This window comes from Streptomyces sp. NPDC001292 (assembly GCF_042896465.1).
Classification (GTDB): domain Bacteria; phylum Actinomycetota; class Actinomycetes; order Streptomycetales; family Streptomycetaceae; genus Streptomyces.
This window is the reverse complement of sequence record NZ_JBIAXG010000002.1, coordinates 98086-121574: the sequence shown is the minus strand read 5'-3', so window position 1 is coordinate 121574 and position 23489 is coordinate 98086. Positions and strand designations below refer to the sequence as shown.

The following is a 23489-nucleotide window of genomic DNA, read 5'->3' as shown; positions in this document are numbered from 1 at the left end:
GATCAGCGCATCGTCCCAGAAGGCCGTAGCGGTCGGACGGCGTGCAGGCCCATCTTCTCCTCGGGCTTACCGAAGGTGAGGCCCTCGGGGTAGATCTCGGAACGTTCGTACTCCTCCACGCGCGGGGCAAGTTCCTTGTCGGCGATGTCCCGGACGAGAGCAAGCAGGTCCTCGGCTTCCCGTGTGGGCAGCAGGCGTTCGACGGGCATGGCGGTTCTCCTTCTGAACGGCTACGGCCGGTGGTCAGGACGCGATGGCGGGGGCGGATTCCAAGGCGCCGAGAGCACTGCGTGCCTGCTCGCGGAACTCGGCGAGGTGGGCCAGCTTGATGTCCTCGTAACCGCGGATGCCGTCGACGAGCCGCACCAGTTCCTCCTTTGGCGTACGCCACCGCGTGGTCCCCGAAGAGGGCCTCGGACAGCGCCTGCGCGTCCAGGTGGAGATTCTTCTGCGGACGAGTGCGGGCCGCGATGCGCTCCAGCGCATCGTCGGGAGAACCGGGGACGACGACCCGGTTGGTCACCATGGCTGCCGTGGGCACGATGGCGGTGTTGATCACCGCGATGGTGTGGTCGGGCCGCGCCACCTGCAGGTTCGCCTCGGCAGCCGCACCCAGCAGATCGAAGCCGATGAGCACGTCCGCCGTGGCGCGGGAAGCGCGCAGTGCTCCGGTGACGGGCGTGCTGGAGATCCGCACATCGCTCACCACCGGTCCGCCCTTTTGAGCCAGGCCCGTCTGCTCCAGTCCCGCGGCGTAGCGGCCGTCGAGGTGAGCGGCCATCTGCAGAATCTGTGAGACGGTGACGACTCCGGTGCCACCGATACCAGGCATGCGCAGCAGCGTGCTGTGGCCCGACACAGCGGGAGACGGATCGACCAGCTCCACCGGGAGCGGCGGGATCTTCCGTCGCGGATGCACCGGCACCTCGTCGACCAGCTCCGCGTGGGCGGCGAGATCGCGCTCCGAGCCCTCGAGGACGATCTGGACCCAGGGATCGTGTTGTAGAGCGATATGGGCACTCGAGCGATGCCGAGTTCGACGTGGTTGTATACGCCGCCCTCGACGCGACCGCCCTTGCCGCGGTCATCGCATCCGGGGAGGCCACCCCCAACGAAGTCGCCGCACTGGCCACCGAGGCCATCGCCAAGCGGGGCCCGGCCTGACTGCCCAGTCCGCTTGACACCCAACCGAGATGGGGTGTCTGACCTGCCCGGAAAGCATGTCGTGTGCGCGATGCATGAGCGGACGAAGCGGCGCAGGCCCTGGAGCGGGCGACGGTGACCGAGCCCCTTTTGACATCATCAAGAGCCAGTCAGGCATGGTTGACCGGGAGGACGTCCGGGGAGAGGGTGCCGACGTGGGCGGAGGCCGAGGTCATGCGGCGGCGGTGGTGGCGGCGGCAGAGGACCTCGTAGCCGATCTCCTCGGCGGGACGGTTGACGTCGCCGACCACGACCTGTTCGCCCTCGACCACCATCTGACCAGCGACGGTGCGGGCGTTGTGGGTGGCGCGGGCGCCGCACCAGCACAGGGCCTCGACCTGGAGCTGCTCGATCCGGTCCGCCACCTCGATCAGCCGCTGTGAGCCCGGGAAGAGCTTCGTGCGGAAGTCCGTCGTGATGCCGAAGGCGAAGACGTCCATCTCCAGGTCGTCCACGATCCGGGCCAGTTGGTCGATCTGGTCGGGGGTCAGGAACTGGGCCTCGTCGACGATCACATAGTCCGCCTTGCCTCCGGCCGACAGCTCGCGCACCAGGTACGCGTAGACGTCCATGCTGTCCGTGACCTCGACCGCGTCCGTGACCAGGCCGAGGCGGGAGGAGAGCTTGCCCTCACCGGCGCGGTCCTGCCGGGTGAAGATCACACCCGCCAGACCGCGGGCCGAACGGTTGTGCGCAATCTGGAGAGCCAGTGTCGACTTCCCGCAGTCCATGGTTCCGGAGAAGAACACCAGCTCGGGCATGGGCAGTTGGGCACCTTTCGGCGAGTGCGGAGGGCGGTGGCGTGCCGCGGGTGAAGGGCGGGAGGTGCGGCGGGTGGAGCGCGGGCGGTGGCGTCAGGAGCGTACTTCCAGCAGGGGGACCAGCTGCTCGGCAGGGGTCATCGAACCGTGGTTGCCGACCATCAACGACTCCTTCGGCTCCTGCTCGGAGGCGATGAGCAGGACGTCGTCGCGGGCGGCGGCGACCACGTCGCCGATCCGCGCGTACACCCGCTCGTCCACGCGCGGCCCGAACCAGCCCGCCGCGAGGGCCTCGTCCCGGGAGGCGACCCAGAACTGCTCGCCGAGCACCTCGCGCCAGCAGGTGAGCACGTCGTCCTCGGCGCCCGGCACCGCGTACACGTGCCGCGCGCGCCCCTCGCCGCCGAGCAGGGCGACGCCCGCGCGCAGCTCCCAGTCCTCGTCGAAGTCGATGCGGTGCTGCTCGTCGAACGGGATGTCGACCATGCCGTGGTCGGCGGTGACGTAGAGCGCGCTGTGCGGCGGGAGCTGTTCGGCCAGGCGCTGGACGAGCCGGTCGACGTGCATGAGCTGTCCGCGCCAGGTGTCGGAGTCGACGCCGTAGCGGTGACCGGCGCCGTCGAGTTCGGAGTAGTACGTGTAGACCAGGGCCCGGTCGGCGGCGGCGAGCTGCTCGGCCGCGAGGTCCATGCGCTCCTCGCCGGTCAGCCGCCCCACGAACGTGCCGCCGCTGAGCGCGACCTTGGTCAGCGGGGTGTTCTGGAAGGCCGGGGAGGACACCTGGGCGGCGTGCACCCCCGCCTGCTGGGCGAGCTGGAAGACCGTGGGGTGGGGCTGCCAGGCGCGCGGGTCGGTGTACGGCTGCCAGCGCAGCTGGTTCATCAGCTCACCGGTGGCCGGGTTGCGCACGGTGTAGCCGGGCAGGCCGTGGGCGCCCGGGGGCAGGCCGGTGCCGACGGAGGCGAGCGAGGTCGCCGTGGTCGCCGGGTATCCGGCGGTGATCGGGCGGCCGGTGCCGCCGCGCGAGCTGCCGAGCAGGGAGGTCAGGTAGGGCGCGTCCGCGGGGTGTGCCTTCAGCTGCTCCCAGCCGAGGCCGTCGATCAGGAAGACGCAGGCGCGGTCGACGGGGGCCAGCTCGCCGATCGCGGCCGTCGTCTCCGCTACGCCCATGCCCGCGGCCAGCGTGGGCAGCAGGTCGGCGAGCGAGCCGGTTCCGTACTCGGGGACGGGTGCGGACTCGACGGCCAGCGGCTCCGGGTGGCCCCAGGCGGTGGCGGCGTCGTCGGGGGAGAAGGGTCGGGTCATCAGCGGGTCAGGTCCGCGGTGGCCTCGGAGATCGCTTGCGCGAAGGCGAGCGCCTGCCGCACCGTCTCGGGGCCGTCGCCGGCCTCGCTGACGCGCAGGCTGAGGTCGTCCGCCGTGGAGTTGCCCGTGTAGCCGTGGTCGGCCTCGCAGTTGGGGTCGCCGCAGGCGGCGGGCTCCAGGTCGATACGGGACACGGCACCCCAGCCGATGGTCAGCACGACCTCCCGCGGCAGCGTGCCCGGCGTGTACTGCTCCGGGTTGGCGACCACGCGGCTGACCACGACCGACGAGATCCGGTCGAGCTTCACCGACTCCGTGGACGTGGTGGCGTACGGCGTCGAGGAGGTGCTGTCGGCGGCCTGCTCGTCGGTGTGGCTGACGATGAAGCGGTTGCCGGTGAGGACGAGCACCGTCACGTGCCGCCGCACCTCGTTCTGGTCGAACGTGGTCTCCTGGTGGACCAGGTACGACCGCATGGGCTCCCCGCCCACGGCGGCCTCCACCGCCTCGGCCACGAGAGCCGGGTAGTAGCCACTGCGTTCGATCGCCGCACGCAGCCCCTGGGTCGTCGTACTGGTCTTGGCCATGCCGTCCATCCTAATCCGTGGGTGAGGGCGGTCCGGGCCAGTCAAGGGCAACCCGGTCCGCCCGGACAGCAGGGCCGTCACGCACGTGCCGCACCGGGCGAAGACATGCGGGGGGCCTGCCGGCCACGCGGCCGGCAGGCCTGCACGGAGAGTGATACGAACGCTTTCAGCAAGGTGGTCGAGCGGCGGCCGAACCACCGGGACGGAGGCGGCGGTCGGCGACACCGTCCAGGAGCCTGCGTCGCTGCACGACGTCGGTGGCCAGTTCCACCCCTACGTGTGCGAGGGCCGTCGCCCCGTCGATGACCGCCCGGTCGGCACCTTGGCTCTTGCCGTACCGGGCGAACTCGGCCGTGTGCTGTTTCGCGCCCCCGGTGTCGTACCCGATGGTCGGGTGGATCGTCGGCACCACGTGGGAGATGTTGCCCATGTCGGTCGAGGCCATCAGTTCACCGTGCTGCGGCGACGGGGTGCGGCCCAGCTCCCCGAGCGCCCGCACGTAGGACTCCGTCATGAAGGCGTCCTGTCGCAGATCGGCGAAGTCGTGGCCGTGCGGGACGAGTTCGAGTTCCGCGCCCGTCGCGAGGGCGCCCGCCTCGAAGCAGGACCGGACCCGGCGCCGGGCGTACGCGAGCTGCTCGGACGTGGGGGCCCGCAGCTCGTAGCGGGCCCGGGCGAGTGCCGGTATCACGTTCACGGCCTGCCCGGCCTCGGAGACGACGCCGTGCACCAGGGTGCCGGGCGGGAGTTGCTGGCGCAGCAGGCCGATCGCCGTGTGCGCGAGCGTCATCGCGTCGAGCGCGTTGACTCCCTCCCAGGGGGCCAGAGCGGCGTGGGAGGGCCTCCCCCGGTAGGTGACGTCCCAGGCGCCGACGGCCAGCGACGAGGCGCCGACGGTGTCCTGCGCCGCCGCGTGCGCCATCATGGCCGCCGCCACGTCGTCGAAGACTCCGGCTTCGAGGAGCAGCACCTTGCCGCCGATGTCCTCCTCCGCCGGCGTGCCGACGAGCTTCACCGTGATGCCGAGCTGGTCCGCGACGGCCGCGAGGCCGAGCGCGGCGCCGACCGCCAAGGCCCCGTTCACGTTGTGGCCGCAGGCGTGTCCGATGCCCGGCAGCGCGTCGTACTCCGCGCACAGGGCCACGACCAGGTCGCCGGTGCCGTGGGTGGCGACCACCGCGGTGGGCAGGTTCGCGACGCCCTGGGTGACGGTGAAGCCGGCATCGTCGAGGAGGCCGGCGATCTTGGCGGCCGACTTGTGCTCCTGCAGAGCCGTCTCCGGCTCGTCGTGCAGGCTGTGACTCAGGGCGACGAGGCGTTCCCGCCGGCCGCGGACGGCTTCGGCCGCCTCGGCCACCGCCCGTTCCCGTATCTCCTGCCGGTGCGTTCCCTGCCGCGCTCGCCTCATGCCCGCTCTCCACTCTGTTCGAGGGGCTGACCCGCTCGACCGATCCCGGCGGGGGGCACACCACGGAAGGCCAGGCCCAGCGCCGCGCCCAGCAGGGCGACACCGGCGCACACCCCCCAGGACCACAGGTAGCCCGTGAGCGCGATGTGGCCGTCGGCCAGTTGGTGGCCGGCGAACAGCGCGCCGATCACGGCCGCTCCGATGGCCGCGCCGAGGGAGAGTGCCAGTTCGTTGAGGCCGACGGAGATCGCGGTCTCGGCCTCGGCGACGACCTCCGCCGACAGGGTGCGCGTGATCGACTCGAACATGCCGGTGGCCAGACCCACGACAAGGGCGCCGACGAGGTACTGGGACAGGGATCCGTGAAAGACGATCAAGGAGAGAAAGCCCGCCGCGCCGATGACGCCCACCGCGCCGAGCACCGCGCGGTCGCCGATACGCCGTGCCAGTCGCGGGGTCGCCGTGGACCCGAGGCATCCGGCGACGACCATGGCGAGGGAGACGAACGCGATGGCCTGCGATCCCAGGCCCATGCCGTAACCCGTCCCGTCCGGGTCGGTCCCGAGGAACACGGCGTTCGCGCCCAGGAACCCGATGGTGCCGAAGGCGGCGCAGAAGGTGTGGGCGCTGACCACCGCCAGGCGTGGATCGCGCAGGAGCCGCACGTTGACCAGAGGATGCGTGGACCGCCGCTCGACCATCACCCAGACCACCAGCAGGAGTACCGCGAGGACGCCGGTGACCAGGGATTCGGACGACACCCAGCCCCAGGTTTCGCCCTGGGCCAGAACGAGGACGAGTGCCACCAGGCCCAGGGTGAGCAGCGTCGCCGCCCGGAAGTTGAAGTCCCCGCCGCGCGGAGCGGTGCTGTCCGGCAGGACCAGGGCGGCGGTCACCGCGAGTGCGCCGAGCGGCACGGCCGTCCACAGGCCGGCGACGGCGTGTCCCTCGCTGAGCGCGCCCGCGACGAGGCCTCCGACGCCGATCGATATGAGCAGCGCGCCGACCAGGACCGACATTCCGACCCGTCCGTGCTCCGGTGCGCGGGACCGCAGAATTCCCGCGAGCAGCGGAAAGAAGCCGACGACGGCTCCCTGCAGGGCCATGCCGAAGGCGAGGGTCGCGGTCGTCGGCCACACCGCTATCAGCAAGGAACCGCCCGCCACCATCCCCACACAGGCACGCAGGAGCCTGCGGTGCCCGTGGATGTCGCCCAGTCGCGACAGCAGTGGCGTCATCACCGCGAACGCGACCTGGGACAGAAGGTAGAGGTTGTTCTGACCTACGCTGCCGATGCCGACGTGATGGCCGACTTTCGGCAGGAGCGGGGTCAGGTACCCCTGCACGACGCCACTGCACACCACGATCACCGTCATGGTCGCGAGCAGTCCGCGGCCGGAGTCGATGCCTCTGGTCACTGTTGTTCTCACCTCTTCTTGGTGGCTGGAACCCGACGTGGGGGCTACTGTGCGGGCGCCGGTCGAATCGACCCGGAACTTCGTGGAAATCGTGCTGGGAGGCCGTGCCCGATGCGGGAAACGAGCATTCCGAGCGAGCTGGACCTCGCTCTCGTACACGCGCTGCAGTTGCAACCCCGGGCGTCCTGGTCGGAACTGGCACCCCTGCTGGGGGTGACCGCGAGCACGCTCGCGCGGCGTTGGGAGCGGCTGACCGCGGAAGGGCTCGCCTGGGTGTACGCGGCGCCGGGCCGCGCGTTCTCGCGCACCCGTTGCGCCGCGTTCGTGCTGCTGCGCTGCCACCCGGGCGCACGGCTGCGACTGGCCGAACAGGTGTCCGCTTTCGAGGAGGTCGTCACCGTCGAGCTCACCGCGCCCGGCACCGCGGATCTCCTGCTGGACGTGCTCGTCCCGGACGTGGCCTTGCTGACACACTCCCTCACGGAACGCCTCGCCGGACTCCCCGAGGTGAGCGCGGTGGAGTGCCTCTTCGCCACCTCGCTCTACACCGAGGGCAGCCGTTGGCGGCTGCACTCCCTCGACACCGCGCAACTGAGCGCGCTCGGCCTTCCCGGTGCCGGTGCCCGCGCGGCGGGTTCCTCCGTCGAACCGGACCGCCTCGACCGTGCTCTCCTCGATGCCCTGGTCCGCGACGGCCGTCTGGGACTCGCCGCGCTCGCCGAGCGCACCGGCACCAGCGCCGCGACCGTCCGCCGCAGGGTGCACCGGCTCACCGACTCCGAGATGATCGTCTTCCGCTGCGACATGGCCCCGCACCTGACCGGACTGCCCGTGTCGGTCACCTTTCGCGGCCAGGTTCCCACCCGCGATCTGAACACCCTGCACCGAACGCTGGCCACGCTGCCCGAATGCCGTCTCGTCGCCGCCGTCACCGGGACCACGAACGTCCTCGCCACGTTCTGGCTGCGCGGCATCGGGGAGATCCAGCGCCGCGAGACGGCGATGTGCGCCCGGCTCCCCTCCCTCACGGTCGTCGACCGGATCGTCGGAGTGCGGACGGTCAAGCGGATGGGGCACCTGCTCGACGGGGACGGACGGCGCACGGGAACGCAGCCCATACGGCCCTGGTAGGGCGTGCACCGGTCCGCGGACGGTTGCGGGAGAGGCACACGGTTGACCGGCGGTTCCCCCTGAAGCCGGACCCTGGTGGCCGATCCACCGCGCGGGCGAGGTTGCTCAGTACACCGGGAGCGTGCGCGGGCCGAGGTCGTCGCGGGCGGGCGGGGGTGCCAGGCGCACGGAGGCGTCGAGGACGCTCAGCCCGCGCGCGGCGACGACGACCGGCTCCAGGGTGACGGCGACCACCTCGGGGTGGTCGTGGACCAGCCGTGACACGCGCAGCAGCAGCTCCTGCAACGCGCGCGTGTCGACCGGGGCCGAGCCGCGCCAGCCGAAGAGCAGGGGGGCCGTGCGGATGGAGCGGATCAGGGAGGTGGCCTCTCGGTCGGTGACCGGGACCAGCCGGTGCGCCATGTCCCCGAGCAGTTGGGAGGCGACCCCGGCGAGCCCGAAGGAGAGCACCGCGCCGGCCGCCGGGTCGATGACCGCGCGCACGACGGTGTCGACCCCTCTGGGCGCCATCGCCTGCACCACCGGCCGCAGCTCCTGGGGCTTGCCGAAGAGGTCGGTCAACTCGGCGTAGGACCAGCGGAGTTGCTCCTCGTCGGTGAGGTCCAGCCGTACGCCGCCCAGATCGGCGCGGTGCCGCAGGTGCGGGGCGGTGGCCTTCAGGGCGACGGGGTAGCCGAGGGCGCGGGCGGCTGCCGCGGCGGCGTCGGGGGTGGGGGCGGGCAGGGCCCGGCGCACGTGGATGCCGTACCGGCCCAGCAGCTCGCAGGTCTCCTCCGTGCCGAGCGTGAGGCCCTGCCCGCGCTCCAGCAGTCCGCCGATGAACGTGGCGGCGCCCTTCTCGTCGATGTCCTCGTACTCCGGCACCTTGCCCGGGTCCGCGGCCTCCCTCCGCCACTGGCCGTACCGGACCGCTTCGGCGAGGGCCCGGACGGCACGTTCGGCGGCGGGATAGGCGGTGATCAGACGCGGTCCGGTGCGGGTCGGCTCGGCACCTGAACCTGCCGACGCCCCGAGCCCGGGGCCTGCGCCTGCGGCCGCGCCCCTTTCGGACACGCCGGAGGACGACCACCGGGGGCCGGGCTGCGATCCCGCGGCGGGAGCCTGGCCCGGACCCGATGCCTGGCCCGCGCCGGGGGCATGGTCAGGACCGGGGGCGTGGCCAGGAACGCCGGCGTGACCCGGACCGGGAGGGTGCCCCGTACCGGGGGCGTGACCCGGACCTCGTCCGGGTCCTGTGACTGCCTTCGGGCCGGTGCCGGTCTCGGGATTCGGCTCGACCGGGGAACCCGGGCCGGCCTGGTGGCTCGCCCCCGGCCGGGGGCCCGCGCCCACCTGCGGTCCCGTGCCGTACTCAGGGCCCGGAACCGCCTGGGAAGCCCCGCCCGACAAGTGACCCGGACCCACCGGGGAGGCCGCACCCGCCTGGTGACCCGGGCCCGCCGGAAAGGCCGATGCGGACCGAGGTGTCGTGGGGGGTGGCAGCAGGGGGGTCGCTCCTGGCTGGGGGCCCGGGCCGGGTGGGGGTGCGGTGCTGGTGGCGGCGGACAGGGCCTCCGCCAGTCCGCCGAACTCGACGTGGACGACCAGGACCGGCTTGCCGGAGACCTCCTGCGCGGCCGAACGCAGCGCCTCGGCCAGGGCCGTGTCCTCGGCGGCCCCCTCCCCCAGCGCCGGTATCAGCGTGACGACCACCGCGTCGGTGGTCTCGTCGGCCAGCGCGCGGGACAGCGCGACCCGGAAGTCCTCCGCCGACGCCCCCGTCGTCAGGTCCCGCGGCGGCTGGGGGCGCAGCCCCTCCGCGAGACAGCGGTCGTAGGTCAGCACTCCCAGCGACTCGGAGTTGCCGAGGATCGCCACTCGCGGTCCGGGGGGCAGCGGCTGCCGGGCGAGCAGCAGGCCGGTGTCGACCAGCTCGGTGATGGTGTCGACCCGGATCACTCCGGCCTGCCGCAGCAGCGCGGACACCGTGGCGTGCGGCAACCGCGTCGCCCGTACCGTGTGCCCCTGCGGGGCGGAGCCCGCGCTCTGCACCACGACCAGCGGCTTCACCGCCGCCGTGCGCCGGGCCAGGCGGGTGAACTTGCGCGGGTTGCCGATGGACTCCAGGTACATCAGGGCCACGTCGGTGTCGGGGTCGTCGTACCAGAACTGCATGACGTCGTTGCCGGAGACGTCCGCCCTGTTGCCGGCCGACACGAAGGTCGACACGCCCGTGACCCCGGTGACCCCGCCGCCGCGCCGGTGCAGCCGGGACAGCAGCGCGATGCCGATGGCCCCGGACTGGGCGAACAGCCCGATGCGGCCGGGCCGGGGCATCTCGGGGGCGAGGGAGGCGTTCAGCCGGACGGCCGGCGAGGTGTTGATGATCCCGAAGGTGTTGGGCCCGATGATCCGCATGCCGTACGTGCGCGCCTGCCGCACGAGGGCACGCTGCCGCTCGCGACCTTCGGGACCGCTCTCCGCGTAGCCCGCGGAGATCACGACGAGCCCCTGCACCCCGTGCTCGCCGCACTCGGCGACGGCGTCCGGGACGTGCTCGGCCGGCACGGCGACGACGGCGAGGTCCACGGGCCCGTCGATGTCCCGCACAGAGCGGTGGGCGGGCACCCCGTCGATCTCCTCGCAGTCCTCGCCGAAGGCCCGGTTCACCGCGTGGAGCCGGCCCGTGAACCCGGCGTCGCGGATGTTGTCGAGGATGCTGCGGCCCACGCCGCCGCGCGTGCGGCCCACTCCGATCACGGCAACCGAGCCGGGCACCAGGAGCCGCCGTACTGATCGCGCCTCGGCCCGCTGCTCCCGTGCACGCTGCACGGCCAGCGAGCGGTCGGTCGGCTCGATGTCGAACTCCAGGCGTACGACGCCGTCCTCGAAGCTGCGCTTCTGGGTGTACCCGGCGTCCGTGAACACCTTGATCATCTTGTTGTTGGCCGGAAGCACCTCGGCGGTGAAGCGGCGGATGCCGCGTTCGCGGGCGACGGCCGCGATGTGCTCCAGGAGCGCCGAGGCGACCCCGCGTCCCTGGTGGGCGTCCTGCACCAGGAAGGCGACCTCGGCCTCGTCGGAGGGCGCCGAGGCGGGCATGCCGTCCGCACCGATGCGGTCGTAGCGTACGGTGGCGATGAACTCGCCGCCGACCGTGGCCGCGAGTCCCACCCGATCCACGAAGTCGTGGTGCGTGAAGCGGTGGACGTCCTTCGCGGACAGACGCGGGTAGGGCGCGAAGAAGCGGTAATACTTGGACTCGTCCGACACCTGCTCGTAGAAGCTGACCAGACGGCCGGCGTCATCGGCGGTGATGGGGCGGATCCGTGCGGTGCCGCCGTCGCGCAGCACCACGTCGGCCTCCCAATGGGCGGGGTACTCGTGCCGGTCCGGCGACGTCTGCATGGGCCCCAGCGTACGGCTCGCGTCCGACAGCGGCGCGAGGCAGTCTGTGGAGGACACACATCGGACCGAGGCCGCGGTCCGACGCCACCCGGAGCGGAGCACACGCCCGCTCCGGGTCGCTCCACGTGTGGAAAACTGGTCTAGACAACCCCGATCACCCGAAGGGCAGCAACACATGGCTGAGCGCCGCGTCAACGTCGGCTGGGCCGAGGGTCTCCATGCCCGCCCCGCCTCCATCTTCGTCCGGGCCGCCACGGCCGCAGGCATCCCCGTGACGATCGCCAAGGCCGACGGCACGCCCGTCAACGCGGCCTCCATGCTGGCCGTGCTCGGCCTCGGCGCCGAGGGCGGCGAGGAGGTCGTGCTGGCCTCCGACGCCGACGGCGCGGACGCCGCGCTGGACCGGCTGGCCAAGCTGGTCGCCGAGGGGCTCGAGGAGCTTCCCGAGACGGTCTGACCGGCAGGACCGGTCCAGCGCCGAAGCCGTGCCACCCGGACGGGGTGGCACGGCTTCGCCGTGCCCGGCGGGTCCCCGGAACACCGGAGGGCGACACCGGAAGGGAACACCGGCGAGGAACACCGGAGCCCCGGCTCGGGAGCCGGGGCCTCGGGGGTGTCGCGTGACGCGCCGGGCTGCGCCCCGGCGCAGGGGGTCAGACGTCGATGCCGTGCTTGCGGAGGTAGGCCACGGGATCGACGTCGGAGCCGTAGTCCGGGGACGTACGGGCCTCGAAGTGCAGGTGCGGTCCGGTGACGTTGCCGGTCGCGCCGGACAGGCCGATCTGCTGGCCCGGGACGACCTGCTGACCCACCGAGACCCCGAGGGACGACAGGTGCCCGTACTGGGTGTACATGCCGTCGGCCATCCTGATCACGACCTGGTTGCCGTACGCCCCGCCCCAGCCGGCGTCGACGACGGTGCCGATGCCGACCGCGTGGACGGGGGTGCCGCTCGCGGCGTGGAAGTCGATACCGGTATGGGTGCCGGAGGACCACAGGGAGCCGCCGGTCCGGTAGCCGGTCGATATGTAGGAGTCGACGATCGGCGTCACGAAGGCGTTGAGGCGCTTGCGCTCGGCCTCGCGGGCGGCGCGGGCCCTGGCCTCGCGCTCCTTCTCCGCGCGCTCCGCGGCCTGCTTGCGCGCGGCCTGCGCGGCCTGCTTGCGCGCGGCGGCCCTGTGCTGGGCGACGGCCTGGGCGTCGATCTTCTCGGCGACGCTGTCGCCGATGGTGACGACCGGGGTGAGGCCGGTGTCCTCGGGGGCGGGAGCGTCCGCGGCGAGGGCCGGGGCGGCGAGGGTGCCGATGACACCGGTGGTGGCCAGGGCCGCGACGCCCGCCGCGCGGGCGGTGGTGCGGTGCGTCCGGCTCGGCCGGCGGTGCTTCCCGGTGGCGCGGGTGAACGCCATGGAGACGTGGGTCCTTTCCTTCCCTGTCGCCTACCGGGTTAGCTGACGGGTTCGGAGCAGGAAGGTCTCCTACGGCCCCCTCGCGTCGCGCGCGGGTGTCCGATTCACCCCAGGGACGGTGGGTCCCCGGCTCCCCTGGCTCGCGCCGTACGGGGACTCGGCGATGACTGTCCGGTGCCGCGGACGCGGCGCACTGCCTGACGAACAGCCGGACCGACGCTAGACGGGGCCGCTTTCGATTCCCAAACGGATCAGAAGTTTTGTAGCGCATACCACAGGGCAGACAGGCAGCCTCCCCCTCAATCCGGACATCAAGGGGCCCTGGTGACGCTTCGGTCACCAGGGCCCCACGCGCGTGTGCCGGTCGCCGCGCTGCGGCGGCGACGAGGTGCCTCTACTCGGCCGTGACGACGGTGACCCGGCCGACGCCCAGGGCCTCGACGGGCTCCTTGATCTGCGCCGCGTCACCGACCAGGACCGTCACCAGCCGGTCCACCGGGAAGGCGTTGACGACGGCCGCGGTGGCCTCGACCGTGCCGGTCGCGGCGAGCTGCTGATAGAGCGTCGCCTGGTAGTCGTCGGGCAGGTGCTGCTCGACCTGGTCGGCCAGCGTGCCGGCCACGGCGGCGGCCGTCTCGTACTTCAGCGGCGCCACGCCGACGAGGTTCTGCACGGCGACGTCCCGCTCGGCGTCGGTGAGGCCCTCCGCGGCGAGCTTGCGCAGCACCGTGAACAGGTCGTCCAGCGCCGGGCCGGTGTTCGGGGTGTCGACCGAGCCGCTGATGGCGAGCATCGCGGCGCCCGACCCGTCGGGGGCCGACCGCAATACCTGGCCGAACGCCCGCACCCCGTAGGTGTAGCCCTTCTCCTCGCGCAGGACGCGGTCCAGGCGGGAGGTGAGGGTGCCGCCGAGGCAGTAGGTGCCGAGCACCTGGGCGGGCCACACGCGGTCGTGCCGGTCGGGGCCGATCCGGCCGATGAGCAGCTGCGTCTGGACGGCTCCGGGCCGGTCCACGATGACCACGCGGCCGGTGTCGTCGGCGGTCACCGGCGGCACGGGCCGCGGCTTGGCGGGGGAGCCGGTCCAGGCGCCCAGGGTCCGGCCCAGCAGCTGGTCGAGGTCGACGCCGGTGAGGTCGCCGACGACCACGGCGGTGGCCGTGGCCGGGCGCACATGCCGGTCGTAGAAGGCGCGGACGGCCGCCGAGTCGATGGTGCCGACCGTCTCCTCGGTGCCCTGGCGCGGACGCGACATGCGCGAGTCGGCCGGGAAGAGCTCCTTGGACAGCTCCTTGGCGGCGCGGCGGGCGGGGTTGGCCAGCTCGTGCGGGATCTCGTCGAGCCGGTTGCGCACCAGGCGCTCCACCTCGGAGTCGGCGAACGCGGGCGCCCTGAGGGCGTCGGACAGCAGGCCGAGCCCCTTGGCCAGGCGGGAGGCCGGGACCTCCAGGCTCAGCCGTACGCCGGGGTGGTCGGCGTGCGAGTCGAGGGTGGCCCCCGCGCGCTCCAACTCGGCGGCGAACTCCTCGGCGGAGTGCTTGTCGGTGCCCTCGGAGAAGGCTCGCGCCATGATCGTGGCGACGCCGTCCAGGCCGGCCGGCTCCGCGTCCAGGGGCGCGTCCAGCAGCACCTCGACGGCGACGACCTGCTGGCCGGGGCGGTGACAGCGCAGCACCGTCAGGCCGTTGTCCAGCGTCCCGCGCTCGGGCGCGGGGAACGCCCACGGCTTGGCCTCGCCGGCCCTGGGCCGGGGGTGGAACTCCATCGTGGCGAGCTCGGTCACTTCGCCGCCTCCTCGGTGTCGTCGGTGGCCGCGGCGTCCGCGTCCTGGGCGTCGTCCTGCACGTCGGCGGCGGTCGGCTCGTAGACGAGCACCGCGCGGTTGTCGGGGCGCAGGCGGGACTTGGCGACCTCCTGGACCTCCTCGGGCGTCACCTCCAGGACGCGCTTGACGGCGGTCAGGGCGAGCTGCGGGTCGCCGAACAGGACGGCGTAGCGGCACAGTTCGTCCGCCCGGCCGGCGACCGTGCCGAGGCGGTCCAGCCACTCGCGCTCCAGCTGGGCCTGGGCGCGCTCCATCTCCTCGGCCGTCGGGCCCTGTTCGGCGAACCGGACGAGCTCCTCGTCGATGGCCGACTCGATGACGGGGACCTCGACGTCGCCGGAGGTCTTCACGTCCAGCCAGCCCAGGGAGGGCGCGCCGGCCAGCCGCAGCAGGCCGAAGCCGGCCGCGACGGCCGTACGGTCGCGGCGCACCAGCCGGTTGTAGAGCCGGGAGGACTCGCCGCCGCCGAGGATGGTGAGCGCCAGGTCGGCCGCGTCACACGCGCGCGTGCCGTCGTGCGGGAGCCGGTAGGCGGCCATCAGGGCGCGGGCCGGGACCTCCTCCTCGACGACCTCGCGCAGCTGCTCGCCGATGACCTCGGGCAGGGAGCCGTCGCGCGGCTCGGACTTGCCGTCGTGGGACGGGATGGAGCCGAAGTACTTCTCGATCCAGGCGAGCGTCTGCTCAGGGTCGATGTCGCCGACGACCGACAGGACGGCGTTGTTCGGCGCGTAGTACGTGCGGAAGAACGCTCGCGCGTCCTCCAGGGTGGCCGCGTCCAGGTCCGCCATCGACCCGATCGGCGTGTGGTGGAACGGGTGGCCCTCCGGGTAGGCGAGGGCGGTCAGCCGCTCGAAGGCGGTGCCGTAGGGGACGTTGTCGTAGCGCTGGCGGCGCTCGTTCTTGACGACGTCCCGCTGGTTCTCCATGGACTCGTCGTCCAGCGCCGCGAGCAGGGAGCCCATGCGATCGGCCTCCAGCCAGAGGGCGAGCTCCAGCTGGTGGGCGGGCATGGTCTCGAAGTAGTTGGTGCGCTCGAAGCTGGTGGTGCCGTTGAGCGAGCCGCCCGCGCCCTGCACCAGCTCGAAGTGGCCGTTGCCCTTGACCTGGGCGGAGCCCTGGAACATCAGGTGCTCGAAAAGGTGAGCCAGGCCGGTGCGCCCCTTGACCTCGTGGCGCGAGCCGACGTCGTACCAGAGGCACACCGCCGCGACCGGGGTCAGGTGGTCCTCGGAGAGCACCACGCGCAGGCCGTTGGCCAGGCGGTGCTCGGTCGCTGTCAGGCCGCCGGAGCCTGCCTCGGCTGCTGCCGTGTGACCCATGGGCATGTACGTCCCTTCGATCGCGGTGGCGGTCTGCGAACCGCCCGTTTCCTGCCGGTCCTGCCACTGTATGCAAGCGTGCGGACCCCTGGCGAAGTTCCCACGACCCGTACGCCGAGAGCGAGACGGAAAGCCACGCACCACGGCGGCACCGGGGCCGGGACGCGAACGGACTTCGCACCTGCCACAGAAGCACCACTGCCATCACGGGCCACGGCCCGCGTCCGGACGGGCAAGGGCGCTGCAGCGGACGGCGAGAGGGTGCCCCGGAGGCGGGACGAGAGCGCGGAACGTGCCCTGTGAGGACGGGGCGTGGTCCGGGTTGTCAGTCGCGCGGTCCACAATGGTCGGCGTCAGATCCCGTCACGCTTCAGCAAGGAGCCGGCAGCGATGGCCCGCCGCAGCACGAAGACCCCGCCGCCCGACGACTCGTACGAGGAGCGGATCCTCGACATCGACGTCGTCGACGAGATGCAGGGCTCCTTCCTCGAGTACGCGTACTCGGTCATCTACTCCCGCGCGCTGCCGGACGCCCGGGACGGACTCAAGCCGGTGCACCGCCGCATCGTCTACCAGATGAACGAGATGGGGCTGCGCCCCGACCGCGGCTACGTGAAGTGCGCCCGCGTCGTCGGCGAGGTCATGGGCAAGCTGCACCCGCACGGCGACGCGTCGATCTACGACGCCCTGGTGCGCCTGACCCAGCCCTTCTCGATGCGTGTCCCCCTCGTCGACGGCCACGGCAACTTCGGCTCACTGGGCAACGACGACCCGCCGGCCGCCATGCGGTACACCGAGTGCCGGATGGCCGAGGCCACGGGCCTGATGACGGAGTCCATCGACGAGGACACCGTCGACTTCGCCCCCAACTACGACGGCCAGGAGCAGGAGCCGGTGGCCCTGCCGGCCGCGTTCCCGAACCTGCTGGTGAACGGCTCCTCAGGCATCGCCGTCGGCATGGCCACGAACATGCCCCCGCACAACCTCACCGAGGTCATCGCGGCCGCCCGCCACCTGATCCGCCACCCGAACGCGGACCTGGACGCCCTGATGCGGCACGTCCCGGGCCCGGACCTGCCCACCGGCGGCCGGATCGTCGGCCTGTCCGGTATCAGGGACGCCTACGAGACGGGCCGCGGCACCTTCAAGATGCGCGCGACGGTCTCGGTGGAGACCGTGACAGCCCGCCGCAAGGGGCTGGTCGTCACCGAGCTGCCCTTCTCCGTCGGCCCGGAGAAGGTGATCGCGAAGATCAAGGACCTGGTCGGTTCCAAGAAGGTCCAGGGGATCGCCGACGTCAAGGACCTCACCGACCGCGAGCACGGACTGCGCCTGGTCATCGAGATCAAGAACGGCTTCGTGCCGGAGGCCGTCCTGGAGCAGCTCTACAAGCTGACGCCGATGGAGGAGTCCTTCGGCATCAACAACGTCGCCCTCGTCGACGGCCAGCCCCTCACGCTCGGTCTGAAGGAGCTGCTGGAGGTCTACCTCGACCACCGCTTCGACGTCGTACGGCGCCGCAGCGAGTACCGCCGGAGCAAGCGGCGCGACCGGCTGCACCTGGTCGAGGGCCTGCTCACCGCCCTGGTGGACATCGACGAGGTCATCCGTCTGATCCGCTCCAGCGAGAACTCCGCGCAGGCCAAGGAGCGCCTGATGCGGCGCTTCTCACTGAGCGAGGTCCAGACCCAGTACATCCTCGACACCCCGCTGCGCCGACTGACGAAGTACGACCGCATCGAGCTGGAGGCGGAGAAGGACAAGCTCGTCGCGGAGATCGAGGAGCTGACCCGGATCCTGGAGTCCGACGCGGAGCTGCGCAAGCTGGTCTCGGCCGAACTGGCCGCGGTCGCCAAGAAGTTCGGCACTGCGCGGCGCACGATGCTGCTGGAGGCGAGCGACGCCCCGGCCGCCGTGGTGCCGTTGCAGGTGGCGGACGACCCGTGCCGCGTCCTGCTGTCCTCCACCGGCCTGATGGCCCGCACGGCGAACGGCGACCCGTTCCCGCGGGGCGCGGACGGCAAGCGGCACAAGCACGACGTGATCGTCTCGGCGGTGCCGGCGACCGCCCGGGGCGAGGTGGGCGTGGTGACGTCGGCGGGCCGCCTGCTCCGCGTGAACGTCGTCGACCTGCCCCAGTTGCCGGAGACGACGACGGCGCCGAACCTCTCCGGCGGCGCGCCGCTGGCGGAGTTCGTCTCCCTGGAGGACGACGAGACCGTGGTCTGCCTGACCACGCTGGACGAGTCGTCGCCGGGCCTGGCGCTCGGCACCGAACAGGGTGTCGTCAAGCGGGTCGTCCCCGACTACCCCTCCAACAAGGAGGAGTTGGAGGTCATCACGCTCAAGGAGGGTGACCGGATCGTCGGCGCGGCCGAGCTGCGCACCGGTAAGGAGGACCTGGTCTTCATCACGGACGACGCCCAGCTCCTGCGCTACCAGGCGTCCCAGGTCCGCCCGCAGGGCCGCCCGGCCGGAGGCATGGCCGGCATCAAGCTCACCGAGGGCGCCAAGGTCATCTCGTTCACGGCCGTCGACCCGGCCGCGGACGCGATCGTCTTCACCGTCGCCGGCTCGCGCGGCACGCTGGACGACTCCGTGCAGACGACGGGCAAGGTCACGCCGTTCGACCAGTACCCGCGCAAGGGCCGTGCCACCGGCGGCGTCCGCTGCCAGCGGTTCCTGAAGGGCGAGGACTGCCTGGCCTTCGCCTGGGCGGGCCCCACCCCGGCCCTGGCCGCCCAGAAGAACGGCAGCCCGGCCGAGCTCCCGGAGGTCGACCCGCGCCGCGACGGCTCGGGCGTGTCGCTGCCGAAGACGGTGGCGGTGGTCGCCGGGCCCGCCTAGGCCGAGGGTTTTGCCGGGTCCGGGCCCGGATCCGGGAGGCCCGAGTCCGTCGGGTCCGAGCCCGGGAGGCCCGAGTCCGTCGGGTCCGAGCCCGGGAGGCCCGAGTCCGGGAGGCCCGAGTCCGTCGGGTCCGAGCCCGGGAGGGCCTAGTCCGTCGGGTCCGAGCCCGTCGGGTCCGGGTCCTCGGGGTCGTGTCCCTCGGGGTCGTGTCCCTCGGGGTCCCGGACGTAGCGCAGGACGCCCCACATGCCGTGCTCGTCGGCGTGCGGAGCGTCCTGCTTGCACGCCTCCAGTTCCTTGCCGAGGGCGCCCGCGTCGATGCCGGAGCCGATGAGCACGAGCTGGGTGAGGCGGGGCTCGCCGTCCGGCCAGGGCTCGGGGTAGAAGCGCAGGAAGCGCCCGACGGCGTGCACGGCGTAGCGGTTGCGCGGGTCGTGCGGGCCGAAGCCGACGTATCCCTTGATCCGGTAGAGACCGTCGGGGCGGCTGTCCAGGAACCGCATCAGCCGGCGGGGATCGAGCGGCACGTCGGAGACGAAGGAGAGGCTGTCGTAGCCGGCGTGCAGATGCCCGGCGTGGTGGTCGTGCGCGTCGTCCGCGTCGGGCACGTGCACGTCGTCGAAGGAGAGCTGCCCGACCCGCTCCTCGCTCGGCCGGCAGTCGAAGAGGAACTCGGGGTCCACCCGGCCGTACGAGGCCGGGACGACGGCGGCCCCGTCGACCAGGGACCGTACGAGTTCGAGCACCTTCTCGCCGTCGGCGGCCCGGTCGGTCTTGTTGACGACGACGAGGTCGGCGAGCGCGAGATGCCGGTCGATCTCGGGGTGCCTCGCGCGGGTGTCGCCGAACTCGGCGGCGTCGACGACCTCGACGAGCCCGCCGTAGACGACCCGGGAGTTCTCGCTGGCCAGCACCATGCGGACGAGTTCCTGGGGTTCGGCGAGTCCGCTGGCCTCGATGACGACGACGTCGATGCCGGCGGCCGGGCTCGTCAGCCGGTCGAGGTACACGTCGAGCTCACTGGCGTCGACCGCGCAGCACAGGCACCCGTTGCCGAGGGAGACGGTGGAGTCCCCGAGGGCTCCCGCCACCGCCATGGCGTCGATCTCGACGGCCCCGAAGTCGTTGACGATCGCGCCGATGCGGCTGCCGCCGCTGCGGTGCAGCAGGTGGTTGAGGAGCGTGGTCTTGCCCGAGCCGAGAAATCCGGCGAGCACCACGACCGGGATCTGCGCCGCGCTGCGACTCGGGCTCGGGTACCGGCTCGGCTGACTCACCGTGCGACCTCTCTCACGCCGATGCGCGCACCGGCTCACGGCCCGGTGCGCGCACGAGGATGGAATGCCGGTCAAGGATACGAGCCGTGCGCGTCACGGCTGCCGGAACCGCCGTTGCGGCGGCACCCGGAGGAGATCACTCCGACGGCTGCGAGCCGCTCCGGCCCGAGTCAGGTTAGGCTCACCTGCGTGAGTACGTGCTCGACCGCCTCCCGGCAGCTCGACGAGCCGATGGCCGCCACCGCGGCCACGGCGACGACATGGCTGCTGCTGGAACAGCCCGGTCCCTGGGGTGCCAAGGCACTCACTTCGAGCCACCTGGACCCGACGCTCGGGCGTGCGCTGGAGCGCGCGACTCAGGGCACCGGCGTCCGTATCGCGCTCATCCGCCGTCCGGGGCGGCACGCCGACCGCCGCACCCAGTCCGTACGGCATGTGTACGCGGCCCACACCGTTCCCGGGAACGTATGGCTGCACAGCGCCATGACCGCCGACCCGGAAGCCCTGCTGTCCCTGGACTTCGCCGCCCTGGGCAAGGGCGACCAGCACACTTTCGACGCCGCACTCCAGGGCGGGCCCCACACAGGTGATCCGCTCGCGCTGGTGTGCACCAACGGCAAGCGGGACCAGTGCTGCGCCCTGCTCGGCCGCCCCCTCGCGGCCGAACTCACCGCCTCCGGGGTCCAGGACGTCTGGGAGGTCACGCACCTGGGCGGCCACCGCTTCGCGCCGACGCTGCTCGTGCTGCCGTTCGGATACGCGTACGGCCGGGCCGAGGCCCACGTCGTCAAGGAGGTCCTGCACGGTGTGCACGAGGGCCGGGTGGTCCTCGAGGGCTGCCGGGGCCGCACGGCCTGGGAGCGGCCGGGACAGGCCGCCGAACTGGCGGTGCGGGAGACGGCGGGCGAGTACCGCGCGGACGCGCTGAGCGTCGTGCGCACCGACGAGTTGCGCACCGACGGCTGGGCGCCGTGCTGGGAGGTCACCGTCGCCCATGCCGACGGACGCCGGTGGCACGTGACCGTGGCCCAGGGGGCCGCCCCGCCGCCGCGCCCGGAGAGCTGCGGCGCCTCGCTGCTGGGCGGGCCGGCGCGCATGGAGGTGGTCGCCGTCCGCGAGCCGGCGACCGCGCGGCCAACCGGCTGACGGCTCACCGGCCGGGGCCGACCACCGACGCGCGCGGCGGGAGATCCGCGCCACACTCCGCAAGCAGCCACCACGTCCCGACGTACTGTCATGGTCATGAGCGCCTCTCCTCCCGCACGCCGCCGGCGGCGGCTGGGCCTGCCGCGACGCGTCTTCTCGCAGGTGTTGTTGATGCAGCTGGCGATCGCCGCGGGAGTCGCCGTACTCGCGACGGGCCTGTTCCTCGCGCCGCTGAGCCACCAGCTGGACGAGCAGGCGATGCGCCGGGCACTCGCCATCGCCGAGGCCACCGCCGAGAACCGGCAGATCGCGCAGGATCTCCAGCACACCGCCCCGAGCGTCGACGGTCCCGTGCAGCAGGAGGCGGAGCGGATCCGGAAGGCGACCGGCGCCGAGTACGTCGTGGTGATGGACATGCGGGGCACACGCTGGTCGCACACGGATCCGGAGCAGGTCGGCCGGCACGTGTCGACGGATCCCAGAACGGCCCTGGCCGGCCGCAAGGTCATGGAGATCGACACCGGCACTCTGGGGCGCTCGGCACGCGGCAAGGTGCCCCTGTACGACGACGACCACCGCATCGTGGGCGCGGTCTCGGTCGGCATCGCCTACGACAGCGTGCGGGCCAAGCTGATCGACGCCATCCCCGGTCTGTTCGCCTACGCCGGCGGCGCGCTGGCCGTGGGCGCGCTGGCCGCGTGGCTGGTCTCCCGGCGGGTCCAGCGGCAGACGAGGGACCTGGCCTTCTCGGACATCGCGGCCCTGCTCGCCGAGCGCGAGGCCATGCTGCACGGCATCCGGGAGGGGGTCGTGGCCCTGAACCGCGGCGGGCGGATCCGGCTGCTCAACGACGAGGCACAGCGGCTGCTCGGTGTCGGCGACGCGGCGGTCGGCCGGTCGCTCGACGAGGCGCTCGGGGAGGGCCGTACGACCGACGTCCTGGCGGGGCGGGTGACGGGCACGGACCTGCTCACCGTGCGCGGGCAGCGCGTCCTGGTCGCCAACCGGATGCCGACCGACGACGGGGGCGCCGTCGCCACCCTGCGCGACCGCACCGAACTGGAGGAGCTGGGCCGGGAGCTGGACTCGACGCGCGGCCTGATCGACGCCCTGCGCGCCCAGGACCACGAGCACGCCAACCGCATGCACACACTGCTCGGGCTGCTGGAGTTGGAGATGTACGACGACGCCGTGGAGTTCGTCGGAGAGGTGGTCGGCGACCACCGGGCCACCGCCGAGCAGATCACCGAGAAGATCCAGGACCCGCTGCTCGCCGCCCTGCTGGTCGGCAAGGCGACCGTCGCGGCCGAGCGCGGGGTCGCGCTGTGGCTGTCGGACCGCACGCACCTGCCGGACCGGCTCGTCGACCCCAGGGGGCTGGTGACAGTCGTCGGCAACCTGGTCGACAACGCGCTCGACGCCGTCGCGGCGACCCCACACGCGCGCGTGGAGGTCGAACTGCGCGCGGAGGGACGTACCGCCGTGCTCCGGGTGCGCGACACCGGGCCCGGGGTCCCGGCGGGCCGGCGTGATCTGATCTTCACGGAGGGGTGGTCCACCAAGCAGCCGCCGGCGCACGGCAGACGCGGCATCGGCCTGTCCCTGGTGCGCAGGCTCGCCGAGCGGCAGGGCGGAACCGTCACGGTGGGCGAGGCGCACGGCGGCGGCGCGGAGTTCACGGTCGTACTGCCCGAGGCGCTCGCCGAGGCGGAGCCCGCGCCGGCACCCGCCCTCGGCCCCGCCACCGGGACCGGCGAGGAGGAGGAACGGTGATCGAGGTCCTGATCGTGGACGACGACGCCCGGGTCGCGCGGGTCAACGCCGCCTACGTGGAGAAGGTGCCGGGCTTCCGCGTCGCCGGTGAGGCGCACAGCGCGGCCGAGGCGCTGCACCGGCTCGAGACGCTGCCGCGCCTCGACCTGGTCCTCATGGACCACTACCTGCCCGACGACACGGGCCTGTCGGTCGTGCGGGAGATGCGCGGTCGCGGCCACCGGACCGACGTGATCATGGTGACGGCGGCCCGGGACGTGTCGACCGTGCAGGCGGCGATGCGGAACGGTGCGCTGCAGTACCTGGTCAAGCCGTTCACCTTCGCCGGGCTGCGGTCCAGACTGGAGGCGTACGCGGCGCTGCGCCGCGCCCTGGACGGCGGCGGGGAGGCCGAACAGGCCGAGGTCGACCGGCTCTTCGGGGCGCTGTCGGCACCGCCGGAACCCGGACTGCCCAAAGGGCACTCCCCCGTCACCGCCGAACTCGTCCGCCGGACCCTGATGCGGGCCGATGGGCCCCTGTCGGCCCAGGAGGTCGCCGAACGGACCGGGGTGAGCCGGCAGACCGCCCAGCGCTGTCTGAAGCTCCTGGAACGCACCGGACGGGCCCGGCTGACGCTGAAGTACGGCGGCGCGGGCCGCCCGGAACACCGTTACGTGTGGGCGGCCCGCGCCTGAGGCCACGGCTCGG

Annotated in this window: 19 protein-coding genes, 1 pseudogene and 1 riboswitch; of the genes and pseudogenes, 7 read left to right on the top strand and 13 right to left on the bottom strand. The window is 72.6% G+C overall.

Annotated elements, in window-relative coordinates; translation table 11 throughout:
- Window positions 1-2: 2 nt before the first annotated feature.
- From ACFY4A_RS03255 to ACFY4A_RS03245, 3 genes and pseudogenes are all read right to left on the bottom strand, one after another.
- Window positions 3-209, bottom strand: a complete 207-nt coding sequence (locus ACFY4A_RS03255; protein WP_390827957.1) for a hypothetical protein — start codon at window positions 207-209, stop codon at window positions 3-5.
- 34 nt (window positions 210-243) lie between these two features.
- Window positions 244-366 carry a hypothetical protein gene (locus tag ACFY4A_RS03250; RefSeq protein WP_390827956.1) on the bottom strand — a complete coding sequence of 41 codons (123 nt, stop codon included), beginning with the start codon at window positions 364-366 and terminating at the stop codon, window positions 244-246.
- A gap of 217 nt (window positions 367-583) precedes the next feature.
- A pseudogene (locus tag ACFY4A_RS03245) lies at window positions 584-781 on the bottom strand (2-oxoacid:acceptor oxidoreductase family protein); the annotation flags it as partial.
- Between the two features lie 260 nt (window positions 782-1041).
- Here ACFY4A_RS03245 and ACFY4A_RS03240 point away from each other — a divergent pair.
- Complete coding sequence (locus tag ACFY4A_RS03240; protein WP_390827725.1) at window positions 1042-1164, top strand: hypothetical protein; 123 nt, start codon at window positions 1042-1044, stop codon at window positions 1162-1164.
- 149 nt (window positions 1165-1313) lie between these two features.
- Here the strand turns inward: ACFY4A_RS03240 and ACFY4A_RS03235 are convergent, their stop codons facing one another.
- The 5 genes from ACFY4A_RS03235 to ACFY4A_RS03215 all read right to left on the bottom strand — a co-directional run bounded on the left by ACFY4A_RS03235 (window position 1314) and on the right by ACFY4A_RS03215 (window position 6682).
- A complete protein-coding gene (locus tag ACFY4A_RS03235; RefSeq protein WP_390827724.1) occupies window positions 1314-1964 on the bottom strand; it encodes a thymidine kinase in 651 nt (216 codons plus the stop codon).
- Window positions 1965-2057: 93 nt separating this feature from the next.
- Window positions 2058-3269 (bottom strand): alkaline phosphatase family protein, encoded by a 1212-nt coding sequence (locus ACFY4A_RS03230; protein ID WP_390827723.1) that lies wholly within the window; start codon window positions 3267-3269, stop codon window positions 2058-2060.
- The gene (locus ACFY4A_RS03225) at window positions 3269-3865 is read right to left on the bottom strand and encodes a DUF5998 family protein (protein WP_390827722.1); all 597 of its coding nucleotides are present in this window, start codon (window positions 3863-3865) and stop codon (window positions 3269-3271) included. The genes ACFY4A_RS03230 and ACFY4A_RS03225 overlap by 1 nt, the downstream gene beginning before the upstream one ends.
- Before the next feature lie 157 nt (window positions 3866-4022).
- Window positions 4023-5264, bottom strand: coding sequence for an amidohydrolase (locus ACFY4A_RS03220; protein ID WP_390827721.1), 1242 nt, complete (start codon window positions 5262-5264; stop codon window positions 4023-4025).
- Window positions 5261-6682: an MFS transporter gene (locus ACFY4A_RS03215; protein ID WP_390827720.1), complete on the bottom strand. Its 1422-nt coding sequence runs from the start codon at window positions 6680-6682 to the stop codon at window positions 5261-5263. The genes ACFY4A_RS03220 and ACFY4A_RS03215 overlap by 4 nt, the downstream gene beginning before the upstream one ends.
- Before the next feature lie 111 nt (window positions 6683-6793).
- On the opposite strand from ACFY4A_RS03215, the gene ACFY4A_RS03210 reads away from it, so the two are divergent.
- Complete coding sequence (locus ACFY4A_RS03210) at window positions 6794-7813, top strand: Lrp/AsnC family transcriptional regulator (RefSeq protein WP_390827719.1); 1020 nt, start codon at window positions 6794-6796, stop codon at window positions 7811-7813.
- A gap of 105 nt (window positions 7814-7918) precedes the next feature.
- Here ACFY4A_RS03210 and ACFY4A_RS03205 read toward each other — a convergent pair whose 3' ends face one another.
- The gene (locus ACFY4A_RS03205) at window positions 7919-11200 is read right to left on the bottom strand and encodes a GNAT family N-acetyltransferase (RefSeq protein ID WP_390827718.1); all 3282 of its coding nucleotides are present in this window, start codon (window positions 11198-11200) and stop codon (window positions 7919-7921) included.
- A gap of 175 nt (window positions 11201-11375) precedes the next feature.
- Between ACFY4A_RS03205 and ACFY4A_RS03200 the strand changes: the two genes are divergently transcribed.
- A complete protein-coding gene (locus tag ACFY4A_RS03200) occupies window positions 11376-11657 on the top strand; it encodes an HPr family phosphocarrier protein (protein WP_100570667.1) in 282 nt (93 codons plus the stop codon).
- 196 nt (window positions 11658-11853) lie between these two features.
- Here ACFY4A_RS03200 and ACFY4A_RS03195 read toward each other — a convergent pair whose 3' ends face one another.
- The 3 genes from ACFY4A_RS03195 to ACFY4A_RS03185 all read right to left on the bottom strand — a co-directional run bounded on the left by ACFY4A_RS03195 (window position 11854) and on the right by ACFY4A_RS03185 (window position 15762).
- The gene (locus ACFY4A_RS03195; RefSeq protein WP_390827717.1) at window positions 11854-12609 is read right to left on the bottom strand and encodes a M23 family metallopeptidase; all 756 of its coding nucleotides are present in this window, start codon (window positions 12607-12609) and stop codon (window positions 11854-11856) included.
- Between the two features lie 12 nt (window positions 12610-12621).
- Window positions 12622-12782, bottom strand: a riboswitch (cyclic di-AMP (ydaO/yuaA leader).
- A 221-nt stretch (window positions 12783-13003) separates the two neighbouring features.
- Complete coding sequence (locus ACFY4A_RS03190) at window positions 13004-14392, bottom strand: M16 family metallopeptidase (protein ID WP_390827716.1); 1389 nt, start codon at window positions 14390-14392, stop codon at window positions 13004-13006.
- Window positions 14389-15762: a M16 family metallopeptidase gene (locus ACFY4A_RS03185; RefSeq protein WP_390827715.1), complete on the bottom strand. Its 1374-nt coding sequence runs from the start codon at window positions 15760-15762 to the stop codon at window positions 14389-14391. The genes ACFY4A_RS03190 and ACFY4A_RS03185 overlap by 4 nt, the downstream gene beginning before the upstream one ends.
- A gap of 384 nt (window positions 15763-16146) precedes the next feature.
- On the opposite strand from ACFY4A_RS03185, the gene ACFY4A_RS03180 reads away from it, so the two are divergent.
- On the top strand, window positions 16147-18603 hold the full coding sequence (locus tag ACFY4A_RS03180; RefSeq protein ID WP_390827714.1) for a DNA topoisomerase (ATP-hydrolyzing) subunit A: 2457 nt from the start codon (window positions 16147-16149) through the stop codon (window positions 18601-18603).
- A 146-nt stretch (window positions 18604-18749) separates the two neighbouring features.
- Here the strand turns inward: ACFY4A_RS03180 and ACFY4A_RS03175 are convergent, their stop codons facing one another.
- A complete protein-coding gene (locus tag ACFY4A_RS03175; protein ID WP_390827713.1) occupies window positions 18750-19880 on the bottom strand; it encodes a CobW family GTP-binding protein in 1131 nt (376 codons plus the stop codon).
- A gap of 189 nt (window positions 19881-20069) precedes the next feature.
- Here ACFY4A_RS03175 and ACFY4A_RS03170 point away from each other — a divergent pair, with 189 nt between their 5' ends.
- The 3 genes from ACFY4A_RS03170 (at window position 20070) to ACFY4A_RS03160 (ending at window position 23476) form a co-directional block, all read left to right on the top strand.
- On the top strand, window positions 20070-21026 hold the full coding sequence (locus ACFY4A_RS03170) for a sucrase ferredoxin (RefSeq protein WP_390827712.1): 957 nt from the start codon (window positions 20070-20072) through the stop codon (window positions 21024-21026).
- 96 nt (window positions 21027-21122) lie between these two features.
- Entirely contained in the window at window positions 21123-22799 is a 1677-nt protein-coding gene (locus ACFY4A_RS03165) for an ATP-binding protein (protein WP_390827711.1), read from the top strand.
- On the top strand, window positions 22796-23476 hold the full coding sequence (locus ACFY4A_RS03160) for a response regulator (RefSeq protein ID WP_390827710.1): 681 nt from the start codon (window positions 22796-22798) through the stop codon (window positions 23474-23476). The genes ACFY4A_RS03165 and ACFY4A_RS03160 overlap by 4 nt, the downstream gene beginning before the upstream one ends.
- Window positions 23477-23489 lie beyond the last annotated feature (13 nt).

Excerpts from the sequence above, each read along its gene's own strand:
- ACFY4A_RS03205 (WP_390827718.1), bottom strand. The coding sequence starts at position 11,200 with ATGCAGACGTCGCCGGACCGGCACGAGTACCCCGCCCATTGGGAGGCC.
- ACFY4A_RS03220 (WP_390827721.1), bottom strand. The coding sequence starts at position 5,264 with ATGAGGCGAGCGCGGCAGGGAACGCACCGGCAGGAGATACGGGAACGG.
- ACFY4A_RS03225 (WP_390827722.1), bottom strand. The coding sequence starts at position 3,865 with ATGGACGGCATGGCCAAGACCAGTACGACGACCCAGGGGCTGCGTGCG.
- ACFY4A_RS03235 (WP_390827724.1), bottom strand. The coding sequence starts at position 1,964 with ATGCCCGAGCTGGTGTTCTTCTCCGGAACCATGGACTGCGGGAAGTCG.
- ACFY4A_RS03200 (WP_100570667.1), top strand. The coding sequence starts at position 11,376 with ATGGCTGAGCGCCGCGTCAACGTCGGCTGGGCCGAGGGTCTCCATGCC.
- ACFY4A_RS03195 (WP_390827717.1), bottom strand. The coding sequence starts at position 12,609 with ATGGCGTTCACCCGCGCCACCGGGAAGCACCGCCGGCCGAGCCGGACG.
- ACFY4A_RS03185 (WP_390827715.1), bottom strand. The coding sequence starts at position 15,762 with ATGCCCATGGGTCACACGGCAGCAGCCGAGGCAGGCTCCGGCGGCCTG.
- ACFY4A_RS03230 (WP_390827723.1), bottom strand. The coding sequence starts at position 3,269 with ATGACCCGACCCTTCTCCCCCGACGACGCCGCCACCGCCTGGGGCCAC.
- ACFY4A_RS03165 (WP_390827711.1), top strand. The coding sequence starts at position 21,123 with ATGAGCGCCTCTCCTCCCGCACGCCGCCGGCGGCGGCTGGGCCTGCCG.
- ACFY4A_RS03255 (WP_390827957.1), bottom strand. The coding sequence starts at position 209 with ATGCCCGTCGAACGCCTGCTGCCCACACGGGAAGCCGAGGACCTGCTT.
- ACFY4A_RS03210 (WP_390827719.1), top strand. The coding sequence starts at position 6,794 with ATGCGGGAAACGAGCATTCCGAGCGAGCTGGACCTCGCTCTCGTACAC.
- ACFY4A_RS03180 (WP_390827714.1), top strand. The coding sequence starts at position 16,147 with ATGGCCCGCCGCAGCACGAAGACCCCGCCGCCCGACGACTCGTACGAG.